Origin of the sequence: Sutterella wadsworthensis (assembly GCF_003315195.1) — a bacterium.
GTDB classification, from domain to species: domain Bacteria; phylum Pseudomonadota; class Gammaproteobacteria; order Burkholderiales; family Burkholderiaceae_F; genus Sutterella; species Sutterella wadsworthensis.
This window is the reverse complement of the sequence record NZ_QNRV01000011.1, coordinates 1-16112: the sequence shown is the minus strand read 5'-3', so window position 1 is coordinate 16112 and position 16112 is coordinate 1. Positions and strand designations below refer to the sequence as shown.

Below are 16112 nucleotides of genomic sequence, written 5' to 3'. Positions count from 1 at the left end.
AACAACAAACAAGCAGGCAGAAAGTTCCATGCTGAGATATTTCATCAAGCGACTCCTCGGGATGATCCCCACGCTCATCATCGTGGCGGTCTGCGTCTTCTTCTTCATTCACCTGCTCCCGGGCGACCCGGCACGTTTGGCTGCCGGCCCGGAAGCTGACGAAGCGACGGTGGAAATGATCCGCCACAGTCTGGGTCTGGACCGCTCGATCCCTGAGCAGTTCGTGAACTTTGTGGTGGGCGCGTGTCAGGGCGACTTCGGCACCTCCATTCGATCCCAGCGTCCGGTGATTCAGGAAATCGGCGAACGCTTCGGCCCGACGCTCTGGCTCACGCTCACTTCCATGGTTTGGTCGGTGATCTTCGGTCTGGTGATCGGCGTGATTTCCGCGGTCTACCGCAACAAGTGGCCTGACCGCATCGGCATGACGCTCGCCGTCTCCGGTATTTCGTTCCCGGCCTTTGCACTCGGCATCCTGCTCATGGAAATCTTTTCCGTTGAGCTCGGCTGGCTGCCGACGGTAGGCGCTTCATCCTGGAAGCACTACATTCTCCCGTCGATCACGCTCGGCGCAGCGGTTGCCGCCGTGATGGCCCGCTTCACGCGTGCCTCCTTCGTGGAAGTGCTCCATGACGACTACATCCGCACCGCCCGCGCCAAGGGCGTGACGGAAACGAAGATCGTTGCCAAGCACGCGCTCCGCAATGCTTTGATTCCCGTGGTCACGATGATGGGTCTGCAGTTCGGCTTCCTGCTCGGCGGCTCCATCGTGGTGGAAAAGGTCTTTAACTGGCCCGGCATGGGTCGTCTGCTCGTCGACGCCGTCGACATGCGCGACTACCCTGTGATTCAGGCGAGCGTTCTGCTCTTTTCGCTTGAATTCATCGTCATTAACCTCGTGGTCGACGTGCTCTACGGATGGATCAATCCGTCGATCCGCTACAAGTAAAAGAAGAATCGGAGTGAATAAATGAGTACTGAAACTGCAGTGGATCCGCGCATTGCCAAGTCCAACGATGCGCTGCGCACCCCGATGGGCGAGTTCTGGCGCAAGTTTAAGAAGCAGCCGGTGGCGATGGCCGCTGCCGGATTCGTCTTCTTTTTGATCATCGTCGCCATTGTCGGCCCCATGATCACGCCGTTTGATCCGGAAAACTTCTTCGACTACGACCGTCTGAATGAAGGTCCTTCGGCCGTGCATTGGTTTGGCGTTGATGCCCTCGGGCGCGACATCTTCAGCCGCATCGTCGCCGGCACCCGCATCTCGCTCGTCTGCGGCTTTTCGTCCGTTTTCGCCGGTGCTGTCATCGGCACGATTCTCGGCCTGATCGCCGGTTTCTATGAAGGATGGCCTGACCGCATCATCATGCGTATTTCGGACGTGCTCTTTGCTTTCCCGGGCATTCTGCTCGCGATCGGCATTGTGGCGATTCTCGGCGGCGGCATGCTCAACGTTGTCGCAGCCGTGGCGATTTTCTCGATTCCGGCCTTTGCTCGTCTGGTCCGCGCGAATGTACTGAGTCTGAAGACCCAGACCTATGTGGAGGCGGCGCGAAGCCTGGGCATCAGCGACACGATGCTTCTTTTCCGCCATATTCTGCCCGGCACGATCTCGGTGATTCTGGTTTATCTCTCGATGCGTATCGGCACGTCAATCATCACCGCGGCATCACTCTCCTTCCTGGGGCTCGGCGCTCAGCCGCCGATGCCTGAATGGGGTGCAATGCTTAACGAAGCCCGCGCTGACCTGCTCACCGCGCCGCACGCGGCGATCTTTCCCGTGATTGCGATCTTCCTCACGGTGCTTGCCTTCAACCTTTTGGGCGACGGTCTGCGCGATGCGCTTGACCCGAAGGTCGACACCAATCGTTAAGCAGCCAAACGCTGCGTGAGAGCGATGAGCGGCGGACCTCTTTAGTGAAGTCCGCCGCTTTTTTTGCTCCCGGACGAAGCCGGAATACATACAGCATCACACTGCGGAACTACAATCATTGCTGGTTGAAAGGCACCGTCTTTCTCTGGAGGGTTTTATGACAACAAAAACAATTGAGCTGCCCGCTCCGCGCGAACTGAAGATGACGCTCACGGAAGCTCTGAAGGCACGCAAAACCATTCGCTCCTTTACGACCGAGCCCATTTCCGACGCAGATCTTTCAACGCTCCTTTGGTGCACGGCCGGCATCACGCGTCCTGACGGAAAGCGGACCGTTCCCTCCTGCCTCGATCTGCGCACTGTCTCGGTCTGTGTTCTGCGCGCTGACGGCGCATGGCGCTGGAATGCGTCCAAGAATACGCTCGAGCTTCTGACCCCGGAAGACCTCCGCGCAGCGTCAACGATGGGACAGCACGCTTTTGTTGATACGGCCCCTGTAACACTCGTCTTTATCGTTGAAGCGACGCCCCGCACGCAGATGGCTCGGCCGCACTGGGCTTATCTCGATGCCGGCACCATGGTCGAAGCCGCGTATCTGGCCGGCACCGCACTCGGTCTCGGCGGCGTTGCGCGCGGTTCGGTTGCAGGTCCCGAGCTCGGCAAACGCATGAAGCTGCCGGCCACCTATGAACCCGTCTTCTGCTTCACCTGCGGTCATCCGGCCTAAGGCGCTTTGATCTCTGACTGAAGCGAGATGCTCAGCATTGCCGCGAGCATCTTCTTCGCGGCGTTCCTGTTCATTCATTCGCTTTTCTCCTTCGGCGAATCGACTCGAACGCCGACTTCCTCTCTTACTCAAAAAAAGTTTTCACGTTGACCGTACAGCACCGCGCTCAAAAAATCCTTGACGGACTTCTCAGTTTTTTGGAAGTCGGACGCGGTCGGCTTGCGCTCGGCTGCCTCATCGTCCTGCTTGCACTCTCTTCATGGGTGCTTTGCGACCGATTCACTCACCGCGCTTTTGATACAAGTCTCGCGTCACTTATTCCAGCGGAATTAGCCCCGGAACTTCCCGACGATATTGAAGACGCCCTGCGCGCCCGCCTGAGTCAGGATGAAGCCGGCAATGTCATCGTGCTCCTTCGCGTCAGGGGCGAAACGGCTGGGGCGGCAGAAAAACTCAGAGAGCTCGCCGAGACTGCTCAAGCGGCAGTACGGAACGTACTGCTCGCTTCACCCGCCCTTTCAGAGCGCTCTCCGGAGCATTTTGGGGCTGGTGCTGTCCCCAAAATTCCGCATGCCGCCGGCCGACTGCTTTCGGATGCCGACAGAAGTGCGCTCAGGAGCCTCATTGGCCTCCCGGAACCGAGCCGCAGCGAACGGCTGACAGAGCGAGCCGTCGGCTGTCTCACGAGCGCCGTGTCGCTCAGGATTCTCGGCTTTGCCAATGATCCGTTCTGCACCTATGACCATTGGCTCACCGAAGAACTTAAGCGCCTCCCTTGGCGCGTCTCTTCAAATAACGGCCGCACGGATATCGAATTAAAGACGGTGCCGACAGGAGAAACCGCCCGCGTGCTTTTTTTCACCGCGGACGAAAACCTTGCGGCAGCCGGGAAAGCTCATTTTGCGCAGACGCTCGAAGACGCTCAAAACGCCGCTCAGGATGCGGTGGGGCACGGAGCCTCCGTCCAGATCGAAGCGGCCGGCGTACCGCTCTTTACCGATGCGATCGCTGCCCGCGCACAGCGCGAACTCACCTTTATCGGCACCCTCTCGACCATCAGTGTCTTTGCATTAGCTTGGGCGCTTTTCGGCAGTCCCGTCGTGCTCTTGCTGATGGCCGGAACCATTCTCCTCGGCTTCACGCTTGCGCTGGGCGCCTCTTTTGCCGTCTTCGGCACGCTCTCGCTCATTACCTTCGTTTTCGGCGCAACGCTGATCGGCGTATCGATTGACTACTCTTCGCATTGGTTTGCCCTCAAGACTGCCGGAGAATCCGCACAAGCGCGCCGCCGCCGCATGGCCGGCGCGCTCCTCTCGGCAGCGCTTTCCACTGCCGCCGCATACTGCACGCTTGCGCTCACGCCGCTGCCCGGTCTTCGGCAGATGGCCGTCCTCGCCGCCTGCGGCGTCGTCGGAACGCTCTTCACCGTCTTGACGGTGCTTCCTCGACTGGAGCGTTGGGTGCCTAAAGACCAGACGCGGCTGATGCGGCTCATCGCCCAAGCGCTCCCGAAGCTTCCGAGACTAGACGCCTCGGCACTCAGACGTCCTGCGGTTCTCTTCGGCCTCGCCCTTTTTGCCGCAGCGCTTCTCTTTGGCCTCTCGCGCATGCAATTTGACGCGGGCATCCGAGACCTGCAGGGAGCGCCCCAAAAGCTCCTCGAGAGCCAGCTGGCAGTGTCGCGCGCCTTGGCGCTCCCGTCACCGGCTCAAGCTTTTGTCCTGCAGGGTCCGACATTGAGTGAAACGCTCGAGCACGAAGAAGCGCTCTTGTCTGCTTTGCAGGCCATACCTGAACTCAAGAGCCTCACGCCTTCCGGGCTTTCCATGCTGCTGCCCTCGGATGCCAAACAGGATGCTGACAGAGATCTCGTTGCCGCGGCAACGGCTGCCGCCGCCCCCCGGCTGCTTGAGCTCCTCGGAGCTTCGCCAAAAGGGCCTGACGCCCAGCGAATGGCCTTGAATGACTTAGAAAGTACGCCGTGGCGAGAGCTCACTCATCGCTTCGTGCTCGAGAACGAGCCCGGGCGCGCCGTCACGGTCCTGATGCTCGCCGGCGTTGAGCCTAAGCACCTTCCCTTCTTAACGAAGGCCGCCGAAGCGGTGCCGGGCGCTTATTTTGTGGACATCACGCGCGGCATGAGCGAGGGGCTCTCGCTTTACAGAGACCTCATTCTCATGGTGCTCGCCGCCGGCATCGTGCTCCTCTGGGCGCTTTTAGCGCTTCGTTTCGGGCGTGAGAGCTGGCGCGCCGTACTGCCCTCGGCCCTAGGCATTCTTGCCGCACTGGCCGTCTTTGGCTGGACGGGAACGCCAGTCACCATTTTCACCGCGCTGGGTCTCGTTTTAGTGCTTGGCCTGGGCGTTGACTACGGCATCTTCCTCACAGGGAGCCCCAGCGACGGCCGCACCTCTGCCGCCGTCCTTTTTTCGGGCGTTACGACGCTCCTTTCTTTTGGACTGCTGGTATTTTCCGCTACGCCTGCACTCCGCGCTTTCGGCATTACCGTGCTGGTGGGTCAAAGCATTGTTTGGGCAGCGACGCCCCTCTTGCGTCCGGCCGCTGATAAGCGCTGAGGTCGTGCGTCTCTCTCGTATATGCCGCCACAGTCTCTCCTAAGTTCCTCATGCCTAAGATGAGAGCAAGCATCTGTCAGCGATATCTCGCCCTTGGGGGCGAAGGTTCCGGGCGGCTGCGCGGATTCCATTCGATTAGGAGATTGTTATGCCGTATTCACGCCGAACATTTCTGCGGTCTGCTTTTTTCACCGGCATCGCCGGGGTGCTCACGCTCTCGGGCTGCGTCGCTGCACCGCACCGTGCACCCCCGCCGCCAAAGCCCAGACCCGCCGCCCCCGTCATTCGTCCGCTGCCGCCGCACCATCCTCGATGGCATCGATAAACGTGCAAAAGTCTGCCATGCGCTAACATTTGATATCGGACGGAAACCGCCGCCGAACCTTAACTTCTTCGGAGGCTTTCATGCCCGTCCGCTCACGCCGACTTTTCCTTACCGCGCTCTTCGCAGTTTCGCTGCTTTCGGGCTGTGCATTGAAAAAGGCCGCTGAAGGCAGCCAGACAACTTCGCAGAAGACAGCTAAGCCGCTTCAGAGGAAACCCTCCGTACAATCCGGCAAGACTGCTGAACGTCCTCAGCCTCAGAAGCCCTCGGCTGCAGCCAAGGAACGCTCTTTCGTACCTGTTTTTCTGCCGGCAATTGCTGACGCTCCGCAGCTCTCCCTCGACCAGCAGATTGTCATTCGCTTCAGCCCCAAAGCCGCCCAGCATGGCGCTCCGGCTGCGGTTCCGCCCCTTCGAGCGACAGTGCTCTCTGCTCCAGGCAGCGTCAATGCGGTTTTCTCCGCGCTCAGCATGACGGTCTGGCGCATCACCTGGGACGGCAGTACGATCACCGAAGCACGGAGTCCGCGTCTGGATGAACGCATCTCCGCCGAACGGCTTCTGCGTGACCTGACCTTCACTTTATGGCCGACACAAAGCATTACGGCCGCCGTCCCCAGCGGCTTCGTGTTTTCGAGTCACCGTCAAGGTCCCACCGAAATCCGTGAACTCTCGTCCGAGGGCACAGCCCTTTTGCGCGCACACATCACCCAGATGGGCTCACGTTCGATGATTACCATCGAAAATGAACCGGAAGGCTATACGCTGCAGATTGAATCTTTGCTTTAAGCCGAGTCCGGCTTCTTTCACGGCCTGCCGCTCCGCTCAAATTCGGTTCATCATCCTTCGCAATGCCTCACTAAGCGCTTTCGTTTAGGGGGAAAACGTTATTGCAGTCAACATTTCTCAGGGAATGTTTCAGAACTGACGGTCTTCGCTCCCCCAGCGCCCCAAAACAGAGCGCATTGCCCGTAGAGTAGACAAACCCGCACAAAAAAGTGCGGCCGAAATGACCCCAGCTAAGGTCGTTTCTTCTTCAAACACTTCTTTGCAAGGGAAGCAGTTTTCGGACTTCAGCACTCCGGCAACTCAGCGCTTCCCGCCGCTGCACTATGAAGACATTTGTCAGCCTTTGGGCATTTAAGGAGTCAATGCGCTAAAAACGCATTGAATGAACGATATGAAATATCTCGTGAAAGTGAGCCAGTTTGTGAACAAGACCTTCGCCCTGTGGGTGATTATCTTCGGCATTCTCGGATTCATTTTCCCCGAGATTTTCAAGTTGGTCGGTCCTTATGTTCCGGTGCTCCTCGGTGTGGTGATGTTCGGCATGGGCCTCACGCTTTCGACGGCTGATTTCCGTGAGGTGGTCCGCCGTCCGAAAGAAGTACTGACAGGGGTCGTGGCACAGTTCACGATCATGCCGCTTTCGGCTTATGCGCTCTGCGTTCTGCTCAACCTTCCGGCAGATGTTGCGGTCGGCATGATGCTTCTGGGCTGCGCGCCCGGCGGCACCGCCTCGAATGTGGTGACTTTCATCGCCCGCGGCGATGTGGCGCTTTCGGTGACGGTGACGTCCTGCACGACGCTGCTCGCGCCGATCGTAACGCCGGCCTTGATGCACGTTTTTGCCAATCAGTGGCTTGCCATCGATCCGGCTTCGATGTTCCTTTCGATCGTCCAGATGATCCTGCTCCCGATCGCCGCCGGCGTCGTCATCCATAAGCTCGCGGGGGATAAAAACGTTGAAAAGTGCGTGGCTGCGCTTCCGATCGTCTCCGTTGGCGCCATCGTGGTCATCGCCGCTGCTGTCGTTGCCGCAACCCGTGCCCAGCTCCTCAATGTCGGGCTCTTGATCTTCGCCGCGGTTGCCGTGCAGAATGCCGTCGGCATGCTGCTCGGCTGGTATGCAGCACGCTTCATGGGCATGTCGCTCTCCAAGCGCAAAACCCTTGCGTTTGAGGTTGGCATGCAGAACTCCGGCCTGGCTGTAGCGCTTGCCACCCTCCACTTCGCTGCCGCCCCTGCAACCGCCCTGCCGGCTGCCGTAGCCGCCCTTTGGCACAATGTGGCTAGCCCCGCCGTTGCCTCCTGGGTTCAGAAGTGGCGCGATGCCGGCGAAAAAGAATCCTTTTTCGATCGTATCGAACGCGAAGTTCAAGAATCCAAAACGGCCAAACGCTCTGCAGCTTAAGGCTTAAGACCTGTCGGCAGTCCCGCTCTAAAATGTTTTGAAGAATTCCAATCGGCTCACATTATTTCGTGAATTCGACAAAACACCGCACCGCCTGCCGACAGCGCTCCTCATAAAGACAAGCCCGAACCTCTGCTGAAAGGTTCGGGCTTCTTTTTGCCCTTTAGAAATGCTTGGGCCGAAGGTTGTCTTTAGCTAATGAATGATCTCAGCAGCTTCTGCCTGCGCCGCCAGCAGCATATCTTCCACGCGTGCGGGCCTTGCCAAATAAGCATCCTTGCCTTCTGCATGACGCATCCATTCATGCACGCTCTGAAGCGTTGAAGCATTAAAGGTGACAAAGTCGCCCTCCCGCTCCCAGTTCTCTGCGGTTTTGAGCTCCCGCAGAATACCGTCGAGCGTCACGCTCGAGGTTCGGATGACTTGAGCAATGTGGTTTTTACGGCCCGGTATGGGCACCCGGATCCGCAGTCCGCGAGGTCCCTCAGAAACCTCACCGTAAAAAAGCGACCAGGCAGTGAGGAGCGCCTTGAAGCGGTCAATGGCCGGCAGCAGCGCCAAAATGGCAAAGCCGAACCGGTCAGAAAGATTGATGAGTTCCATCTGCGCGTAAAGCGCCAGATAAAAATCCTTGTCTGCCTGCATCAGAAAAGCGAGCGCTTCACTATGCGGAATTTCTCGCAGGCGCACGTGAGAGAGCGCCTGATAACGTCCGATAGCCGAACGATGCGTGAGCCAATTCAGGTTCCCTGCGGCATTGCGCATGGGAGTGGAAAGCGCCATTGCCCCTGCGCCGGACTGTCCGTCGACCGTTGCGACAATGCGTCCGGTCAGTCCCGCCTCCACCAGCATATAGCTGCGCACTTGGACATGGGGATAGAGCCAGTCGCCGGGATTAAGCTCCCGCACCTCGCCCATGTGATCAAAAGCCTTTCGTAAATAGGGATGAATCGGCGCGGTAATCCAGGGCATGACCGGTGCAGCCCGAGGCCCGCTCCAGTCAGGCCACTGCCCGGCAAAGCGGCAGCGGCTGAGAGCGTCAAACCATTCTTGAGAAAAACGTCGCATGCAGAGCTTTTGGATGAAAATTGGTCGGTGCAGCTGACGGAAGCTGCCGCCTTAAGCGGCCTCTCCGTCAGCGCTCTGAATGTCTGCGTCCATCTTTGCAGTTTCATGCCTTCAAAAGCTGCAAAAAACCAAGAGCGGCAGCAATGGAGCAGACATCTTGGGCGGAACCCGCCCCAGTGCATTTCACCCGATTGCTTTGACCGAGCTGATGAGCATCTCCCAAAACTGCGGCACGTTGAGCTTGAGCGCAGCAAAGGTGTGACAGCCTTCAGGCGCTCTGCGGCGAAAATCACAGACCGTCATGCCGGCCGTCAGCGCGCCTTTCGTTTCAACATTGATCGGGACAGGAACCACTTCCATAACCGTCGGATCAATGACGTAAGCCATCGCGCAGGGATCATGAAGCGGCGGAGCATCAAAGCCGCGCCATGCCTTGTAGTTTTCGGCAAAGGTCTCGAGCGTTTGGTACATAAAGTCGCCTGCCGGGGTGCCAATCGCTTTGAAAGCATCGCGCACAGACTTATCAGCGCGCGCCTGATACGTCAGGTCCAGCCCGACCATCACCACCTGCCAAGGTTCATTAAAAACAATATGCGCTGCTTCCGGATCGTTTTCAATGTTGAACTCCATCGCCGGGCCAACATTGCCTGTGTGGCAGGCGCCGCCCATGAGAACCACCTGCTTGACGCGCTCAACGATCTTGGGCTCGAGCCGAGCGGCCAGAGCCACATTGGTGAGGGGCCCCGTGGCCACCAGCGTGACCGACTTTTCGGGCTCCCGCATGACAACGTCGACGATGAACTGAGCCGCCGGCCGCGGATCCGGATCGCGCTCAGGCTCTGCTACCGGAACCCCCAGTCCAGTTTCGCCGTGAATCTCTGAGCAGACCTGCACCTGCGGACGCAGAAGCGGCCGTGCCGAGCCCCTGGCAATAGGAACATCCCCCATGCCTGCCATCTTGGCCACGAAAAAAGCGTTCTTGGTCACGCGCTCGATGGTCTGATTGCCCGCTACGGTCGTAATGCCGAGCACATGAATGCGGGGCGATCCGGCTGCCAAAAAAATAGCAGCCGCGTCGTCAAGACCAGGATCGCAGTCAAGGAGGATATTTTCAACAGTCATTAGCGCAGATTCCCTTCGGTATCCCACAAGTCGGCCACCACCGCGTCGACAACCTCAAAATGCGGAATAGATTCCGCTGCTCCGGCGCGCGTCACAGAAAGCGCTGCCGCCGTCACGGCATATTTGATCCCGTCCTCCAAAATAGCGCGGCAGCGAGCCGGATCTTCACCCTTTTCTTCCGCATTCCATGCGAGCGTCAGCGCACGGACAGCGTACCCCGTAAAGGTATCTCCGGCCGCAGTAGTATCGACCACTGCATCAACTCTGTAGGCCGGGAAAAGTTTGGGAGACTGTCCCGGAATGCGCACGGCCACGCCGCGGGCGCCCAGCGTAATGAGGAGCGTCGTGTTCGGATAGCGTTCTCCAAGCGCCGTGAGGAGCTCAAGATCGTCGAGATTTTCCGCCGCCGCTTCATCCATGGAATAAAGCCCGCGGGCTTCACCTTCATTGAGAATTAAAGCTGCCGTTTGGTTGAGCGGCAGAAGCGGCACAGAACGGTCGAACGGCGCCGGATTGAACACGATGCGAAGTCCTTTTTCAAGGCCGATTTCAATCGCGTCCCGAATGGCGTTCGTTTCATTTTGCAAAAGCAAAACATCACCCTGTTTGAGATCGGAAACGGCATTCTTCACGAACTCACGCGTGAGGCAGGTGTTGGTGCCCGGGTAATAAAGAATGGCATTCTCGCCTTCGGGAGAAATCTGAATGACCGTATGACCAGAAGCTTCATCGGCACGCATTTCAACATGCGCCGCATTAACGCCTTCAGCTTCCAGAAAATTCTTCAGCACCTCGCCGTCACGGCCAATAATCCCGGCATGAGAACTCGCAATGCCGGCGCGGGCAAGCGCCACGCTCTGGTTGAGTCCTTTGCCGCCGACGTGAAGCGTACGGCGGTATGCCGCTACAGTTTCGCCGCCGCGCAGGAAATGCGGCACCTGATATACATTGTCAATATTGAGTGAACCGATGTTCAAAACGTGCATGGCTGACCTCGGCGCGAACCGTCTGCTCTGCAGGTGGCTGGAACGGTTCGCTCTGATTTATTTTGTTCTTTGCTTCCCTGACGGCTCGCAGGGGTCGATCTCACGACCTTTTGTGCCGGCAGATCTTTTAATTTTACCTAGTTCGCAGCGGCTGCTATCAAACTTCTCGCAAAGCCCTGATCAAGAGAGCTGAGACTGCCCTCCTCGAAACCCCTGCCCGCAGCAGACAAACAAAAAATGCCGCAGCTTTCACGCTGCGGCAGTGTGTTAAGTGCGCTTAAGCGTCACTCGTTATTTTTGCCACAAAAGAGCTCCAGCCTTGAGGTCCTCTGGAATTTCCAATCCCAGGCGCTTCATAGCCTTCACGTTGAAAGTGGGATTTTTCACGTCCTGAACGCCGATCGGCGTTTCTGCGGCGGTTCTCCGGCCCTCAAGAATATCGGCGCCGAGCTGAGCGGCCTGAAGCCCGAGCGTGTAATAATCCACCGTCATCGCCGCCGTGCAGCCGGCGGCAAGTGATCCCATATCCCCCGATACTGTGACCTGATGAGCCGGCACCGTCGTGCGCAAAACGACCGCCATGCCGGCGACCACAACGTTGTCGGTCGGAAAGACAAAGCCGTCGACTTTTTTGCTCATGGACACGACGGCTGACTGAAGGTCCGTGAGATTCGTCACCGTCGCTTCTTCGAGCTCAATGCCGCGCGCCTTCGCAGCGGCTCGCAGGAGCTCAATCTGCACGACGGAATTGATTTCTCCGGCGTTATAGATGGTGCCGACCCGTTTGGCGTTCGGCACCAGCTTCATGAAGAGATCGAGCTGGGCAGCCACCGGGCCAATATTGGAAACACCCGTCACGTTGCCGCCGGGATGCTCATTGCTTCTAATGACCTTGGCTGCGGTGTAGCTCGTCACTGCAGCACCCACAATGGGAATGGTCTTGGTAGCGCGCGCCATGGCCTGAACCGCAGGGGTCGCAACGGCAAAAATGAGCTTGGCGTCCTTATGCACAAACCGGTCGCCAATCGTCTTGAGCGTTGACTGGTCTCCGTGAGCATTCTGCAGATCCAGACTCCCGGCGAGTCCCCGCGCCTTCAAGCCGTCGGTGATGCCGCGCACGGAATCGTTGAGAGCTTCATGATCAACAAGCTGTACGACACCTATCAGAGGCGCTTCGGCGGCTGCAAAGGCTGGTCCAAAAACGGCCAATCCAGAAAACGTCACGGCAGCAGCCGCGGCAATCAGCCGCCGGCGCAGGCCGCTCGGACATTGGGCATGAGATATTGAACCGGCATTTTGACTGTCGGGAACGCTTTGCATGTTTTCTCCTTGGTGGCAGCTCTTGAGCGGCACTCAACAGATCCGGTGAGCCGTCTCAGAGCAGTCCGCGCAGTTGTATTCATTGCTGATTTTCGATTTTATCGAAGCAAAGCGAATGAAACTTATGCATTTCACTTTGCAAAATATCGAATTTGACTCAATCAATAAACCGCTACCATTAACTGCTTAGGCCGCCTGCCCTAAGCGTTTCTCCGAATAACATTTTGTAGTTTCCTGCTTGCGAATGTTTCTCATTTGCGTTAAAGTTCATCTCAACACGGAACGAATTCCGCCAATTGATGAGCCAAGGGGTCGGCTCTGGCGGTTCAGCAGCACCGATTACACAAAGCGGGGAAACTTTGTGGTGCTGCTTCGATTATCCGGAACTCTCCTGTCCGGTTCGTTCCTTGCTACTACGGGAGGCCGCGCGTTTCTTGGTCCGCGGCCTCCCCTTTTTTTGCCTTTTTTCTGTGAATCTGGTCTGAGCGCAGAGAAGACGCAAAACGGGACCGCCCATGAGGAAGGCAGTCCCGTTCAGTTCGTTCAAGGATCCCCGCAGGGAATGTCAGGTTCAGGCCGCAGCCTTGTGCGAAGCGTTTGCAGCGTGCTTCTTGGCTGCCGCATTTTCTTCGAGCACTTCAAAGAAAGTCTTCTTTTCGCCGTTGCCGCGAAGCTTCTGGAAGAAACTTGCAACCACAGCGCCGGAGACATTGTGCCAGAGCGCACCCACCGCCGACGGCAGGGCCGTCATCGGCGAAGCCGCAAAGTGCACGGTAGCGAGCGTGACGCCCAAGGCCGAATTCTGCATGCCTACTTCAAAGCAGAGCGCCTTGCATTTGGCGACATCCATTCCAAAGAGACGACCGGCGAGGAAACCGAGTCCCATGCCGAAAGCATTCTGCAGCGCCACCACAGCGAAGACCGTGAGCCCAGCCGAGAGGAACTGACCGCGCGTTGCTGCGACGACCGCGGCGATGATCACCACTGCTGTAGCAACAGACACAAACGGCAGAACCACAGAGGCCTGATCAGCTTTCTTCCCGAAAACCTTATGAACGACGACGCCGGCAGCGATCGGGAGCAGGATCACCTGTACGATCGAAAGGAACATTGCCGTCGGATTGATGGCGATCCACTGGTTGGCGAAGAAGTACATCAGAGCCGGCGTAACGAGCGGCGCAAGCAGCGTCGTGCACGAAGTGATCGTGACCGACAGCGCGACATCACCGCGGGCGAGGAAAGTGACCAAATTCGAAGCCGTACCCCCAGGAACACAGCCAAGGAGCATCAGACCGACAGCCAGATCCGGCGGCAGCGCAAAAGCCTTGCAGAGCACGAAGGCTGCCAGCGGCATGATGAGGAACTGCGCGAGAATGCCGACGAAGACATCCTTGGGGCGGCGGAAGATTTCACGGAAGTCGGCCGTCGTGAGCGTGAGCCCCATGCCGAACATCATGACGCCGAGGAGAATCGCAATCCAGCTGCCAATGGGCTTGAACACGTCCGGGAAAACAAAACCCAGTATCCCCGCAATAATCACCCACAGCGCAAAGGTCTTGTTGGCGAAGCGGCTAAGCATAAGTAACGTATTCATCATTGGCAGATTGGGGCGGCGCGTTATTGGCGCTCCGCCTCCCTAAATGTTGTGGATTGCAACCAGGGTTTCATCAACTGCTCGGCGGTCCTTTCGGATCCGCCGCCTCATGGCAGGAAACATTGGAACCCGCTGCCGGGAGTTCTGGTTTTGACTCAGCAACGGCGCGGGCGTCAGAAAACTTTACGAGCGTGCATGCTTTGGCGCCTACGGCATCTGTCGTAGAGCAGGTTGTATTCATTTTTTTTGAATCACTTTCTGACGTTTTCCAAGCCGTATTGCCGGAAACACCTAATGCAAAAATCGTAGGTTTCGCGCAGGGCCGCCATGGCCTCTGAATGTTCAAGGTCTCAGCGCCATTGGCGCGGTGATCCTCTCGGACTTGACCCGATCAGGCGTCTCACAATTGCAGCGAAAGCCAATGAAACGGCTGCCGGCCGCATGGACGATGACGTCAAAGGCGTCGTTTTTTTATTGAACTCTCCCGCCGTCGGGCATAAGTCTGCAGACCGAATCCATCGGCACCGAAGCCCCTCGCAGACGCCGCAAAAAGCACAGAGGAGACGGCGGGATCCTCCGCGCCGTCTCCTCTTTGAGAACTTTATTAGGCTAAATCCATCAAACCGCTGCGGTCTTTTCTTCACGCGCCTTGGCGATGCTTTCTTCCATCAGATCCAGAATGGACTTCTTCTCATCCGCTGCACGCCATTTCTGGAAGAACGTAGCCACCACAGGACCTGTAATGTTGTGCCACAAGGCTCCGATGGCTGACGGCAGGGCCGTCATGGGAGAAGCAGCAAAGTGCACGCTGGCGAGCGCCACGCCCAGAGCGGAATTCTGCATGCCGACCTCAAAGCACAGACACTTGCACTTAGGAAGATCCATTCTGAAGACCTTGCCGGCAGCAAAACCCAGGGCCATCCCGAAGGCATTCTGCAGCGCCACCACAAGAAATGCTGTCATGCCGGCGGTCAAGATCTGGCTGCGAGTAGCGGCCACCACTGCCGCGACAATCACCACAACCGCGCCGACAGACACAATCGGGAGCACCGCAGCCACGCGTTCGACCTTAGCACCGAAGATTTTGTGCACGATCACGCCGGCGGCGATCGGAACAAGGATCACCTGAACGATCGACATAAACATCGCCGTCGGATCAATCGAGAGCCACTGACTCGCAAAGGCATACATCAAAGCCGGGGTCACGACAGGCGCAAGCAGCGTCGTGCAGGAGGTCACCGTCACAGAGAGCGCCACGTCGCCGCGGGCAAGGAAGGTAACGACATTCGACGCCGTCCCGCCGGGAACGCAGCCCAGGAGCATCAGACCGACAGCGAGGTCAGGCGGCAGATCAAACGCCTTGCAGAGCACAAAAGCCGCGAGCGGCATGATCAGGAACTGAGCGAGGATCCCGACCGCCACATCCTTGGGACGACGGAAGATTTCACGAAAGTCCGCTGTCGTCAGCGTGAGCCCCATGCCGAACATAACTACGCCGAGAAGAATCGAGACATACGCACCTACCGGTTTGAAGACCTGGGGGAAAACGAAGCCGAGGGCGCCGAATACGACGACCCAAAGGGCAAACGTTTTGTTCATGAAGCGGCTGATCATCAGGAAGGTGTTCATCATGTCTCTCACAGCGGCACGTTATTGGCGTGCCGATCCTCGGGGTGTTGTGCGGTTGCTAAACCAGGTTTTCATTTCGGGAGCAGTGCGCTTTTTCAAACGCAAGCCTCAATTGATGAAGTGGACTGGGAACCGACGGCATCTGAAACAAAAGCTTTGTTCTCGCTGTCGGTGTTTGCAAAATTTACCGCAGAGCAATGATTCGCGCATGCAGATTTCTATTTTTTACTGCACAGTTTCCTTATATATGCACGACTTCATGATTATTTCCAACAGATATCGATAAAACTGCTTAGTGCAGTAAATTGAATATCGCTAAAAATTTCGGGTTTCCACGTCAGCCCTTTGATCTACTCCTTAGGGGGATCTGGATTGACTGGCATCAATCCTTACGTATCTTGTCAGGATTATTTTTCCATCCGCTATTGCGAATTGTTCTCAATCAGCGCATACTTCATCTCAAGCAAGGCGCTGAGATCGCAGCAGGGAACCAGGGGTCGGTTCCGCGGTCCAGCCGCTCCGGAGAACGCAAAGTTCTCCCTTAATGGAGCAGCAGCGCCTTGGGGTCTCCTGTAGGAGGCGATTCGAAATGAATCGCCTCCTCTTTTTTTTGTGCGCCCGGCAGCGCACGTGTGATTGTGTGGTGAAAGTCCACTGTCCGCCCGGTCGCGGGAAGGACTAGCAACTCGGCAGAGTCGA

14 protein-coding genes are annotated in these 16112 nt (G+C 57.6%); 7 read left to right on the top strand and 7 right to left on the bottom strand.

All coding sequences use genetic code 11. The features are described 5' to 3' along the window. The first annotated feature begins 28 nt into the window (after positions 1–28). The 7 genes from gsiC (at position 29) to DES29_RS06095 (ending at position 7694) form a co-directional block, all read left to right on the top strand. Positions 29–949 (top strand): glutathione ABC transporter permease GsiC, encoded by a 921-nt coding sequence (gsiC, locus tag DES29_RS06120; protein ID WP_005429884.1) that lies wholly within the window; start codon positions 29–31, stop codon positions 947–949. 21 nt (positions 950–970) lie between these two features. Then, positions 971–1873 (top strand): glutathione ABC transporter permease GsiD, encoded by a 903-nt coding sequence (gene gsiD, locus DES29_RS06115; protein ID WP_005429883.1) that lies wholly within the window; start codon positions 971–973, stop codon positions 1871–1873. 157 nt (positions 1874–2030) lie between these two features. Further along, positions 2031–2600 carry a nitroreductase family protein gene (locus DES29_RS06110; protein ID WP_021995921.1) on the top strand — a complete coding sequence of 190 codons (570 nt, stop codon included), beginning with the start codon at positions 2031–2033 and terminating at the stop codon, positions 2598–2600. A gap of 146 nt (positions 2601–2746) precedes the next feature. Continuing rightward, the gene (locus DES29_RS06105) at positions 2747–5176 is read left to right on the top strand and encodes an MMPL family transporter (protein ID WP_113854603.1); all 2430 of its coding nucleotides are present in this window, start codon (positions 2747–2749) and stop codon (positions 5174–5176) included. A 148-nt stretch (positions 5177–5324) separates the two neighbouring features. After that, positions 5325–5501, top strand: coding sequence for a hypothetical protein (locus DES29_RS12470; protein WP_156022095.1), 177 nt, complete (start codon positions 5325–5327; stop codon positions 5499–5501). An 80-nt stretch (positions 5502–5581) separates the two neighbouring features. Then, a complete protein-coding gene (locus tag DES29_RS06100; protein WP_021995918.1) occupies positions 5582–6289 on the top strand; it encodes a DUF3261 domain-containing protein in 708 nt (235 codons plus the stop codon). Positions 6290–6680: 391 nt separating this feature from the next. Continuing rightward, on the top strand, positions 6681–7694 hold the full coding sequence (locus DES29_RS06095) for a bile acid:sodium symporter family protein (protein WP_408056439.1): 1014 nt from the start codon (positions 6681–6683) through the stop codon (positions 7692–7694). A 195-nt stretch (positions 7695–7889) separates the two neighbouring features. On the opposite strand, the gene DES29_RS06090 is transcribed toward DES29_RS06095, so the two are convergent. The 7 genes from DES29_RS06090 to DES29_RS06060 all read right to left on the bottom strand — a co-directional run bounded on the left by DES29_RS06090 (position 7890) and on the right by DES29_RS06060 (position 15413). Next, positions 7890–8666 carry a cyclic nucleotide-binding domain-containing protein gene (locus DES29_RS06090; protein ID WP_236578913.1) on the bottom strand — a complete coding sequence of 259 codons (777 nt, stop codon included), beginning with the start codon at positions 8664–8666 and terminating at the stop codon, positions 7890–7892. Positions 8667–8945: 279 nt separating this feature from the next. Then, positions 8946–9884: a nucleoside hydrolase gene (locus DES29_RS06085; protein WP_005429873.1), complete on the bottom strand. Its 939-nt coding sequence runs from the start codon at positions 9882–9884 to the stop codon at positions 8946–8948. After that, positions 9884–10870: a ribokinase gene (locus DES29_RS06080; RefSeq protein WP_113854601.1), complete on the bottom strand. Its 987-nt coding sequence runs from the start codon at positions 10868–10870 to the stop codon at positions 9884–9886. Before DES29_RS06080 ends, DES29_RS06085 begins: the two co-directional genes overlap by 1 nt. 291 nt (positions 10871–11161) lie before the next feature. Beyond that, on the bottom strand, positions 11162–12190 hold the full coding sequence (locus DES29_RS06075) for an ABC transporter substrate-binding protein (protein ID WP_113854600.1): 1029 nt from the start codon (positions 12188–12190) through the stop codon (positions 11162–11164). A 571-nt stretch (positions 12191–12761) separates the two neighbouring features. After that, positions 12762–13784, bottom strand: a complete 1023-nt coding sequence (locus DES29_RS06070; protein ID WP_038025162.1) for a bile acid:sodium symporter family protein — start codon at positions 13782–13784, stop codon at positions 12762–12764. Between the two features lie 73 nt (positions 13785–13857). Then, positions 13858–14025 carry a hypothetical protein gene (locus DES29_RS12465; protein WP_156022096.1) on the bottom strand — a complete coding sequence of 56 codons (168 nt, stop codon included), beginning with the start codon at positions 14023–14025 and terminating at the stop codon, positions 13858–13860. A gap of 377 nt (positions 14026–14402) precedes the next feature. Beyond that, entirely contained in the window at positions 14403–15413 is a 1011-nt protein-coding gene (locus DES29_RS06060) for a bile acid:sodium symporter family protein (RefSeq protein ID WP_016474661.1), read from the bottom strand. Positions 15414–16112 lie beyond the last annotated feature (699 nt).

Coding starts and splice junctions, on each gene's coding strand:
- gsiC (WP_005429884.1), top strand. CDS start 29: ATGCTGAGATATTTCATCAAGCGACTCCTCGGGATGATCCCCACGCTC.
- gsiD (WP_005429883.1), top strand. CDS start 971: ATGAGTACTGAAACTGCAGTGGATCCGCGCATTGCCAAGTCCAACGAT.
- DES29_RS06110 (WP_021995921.1), top strand. CDS start 2,031: ATGACAACAAAAACAATTGAGCTGCCCGCTCCGCGCGAACTGAAGATG.
- DES29_RS12470 (WP_156022095.1), top strand. CDS start 5,325: ATGCCGTATTCACGCCGAACATTTCTGCGGTCTGCTTTTTTCACCGGC.
- DES29_RS06100 (WP_021995918.1), top strand. CDS start 5,582: ATGCCCGTCCGCTCACGCCGACTTTTCCTTACCGCGCTCTTCGCAGTT.
- DES29_RS06095 (WP_408056439.1), top strand. CDS start 6,681: ATGAAATATCTCGTGAAAGTGAGCCAGTTTGTGAACAAGACCTTCGCC.
- DES29_RS06090 (WP_236578913.1), bottom strand. CDS start 8,666: ATGCCCTGGATTACCGCGCCGATTCATCCCTATTTACGAAAGGCTTTT.
- DES29_RS06085 (WP_005429873.1), bottom strand. CDS start 9,884: ATGACTGTTGAAAATATCCTCCTTGACTGCGATCCTGGTCTTGACGAC.
- DES29_RS06080 (WP_113854601.1), bottom strand. CDS start 10,870: ATGCACGTTTTGAACATCGGTTCACTCAATATTGACAATGTATATCAG.
- DES29_RS06075 (WP_113854600.1), bottom strand. CDS start 12,190: ATGCAAAGCGTTCCCGACAGTCAAAATGCCGGTTCAATATCTCATGCC.
- DES29_RS06070 (WP_038025162.1), bottom strand. CDS start 13,784: ATGAATACGTTACTTATGCTTAGCCGCTTCGCCAACAAGACCTTTGCG.
- DES29_RS12465 (WP_156022096.1), bottom strand. CDS start 14,025: ATGAATACAACCTGCTCTACGACAGATGCCGTAGGCGCCAAAGCATGC.
- DES29_RS06060 (WP_016474661.1), bottom strand. CDS start 15,413: ATGAACACCTTCCTGATGATCAGCCGCTTCATGAACAAAACGTTTGCC.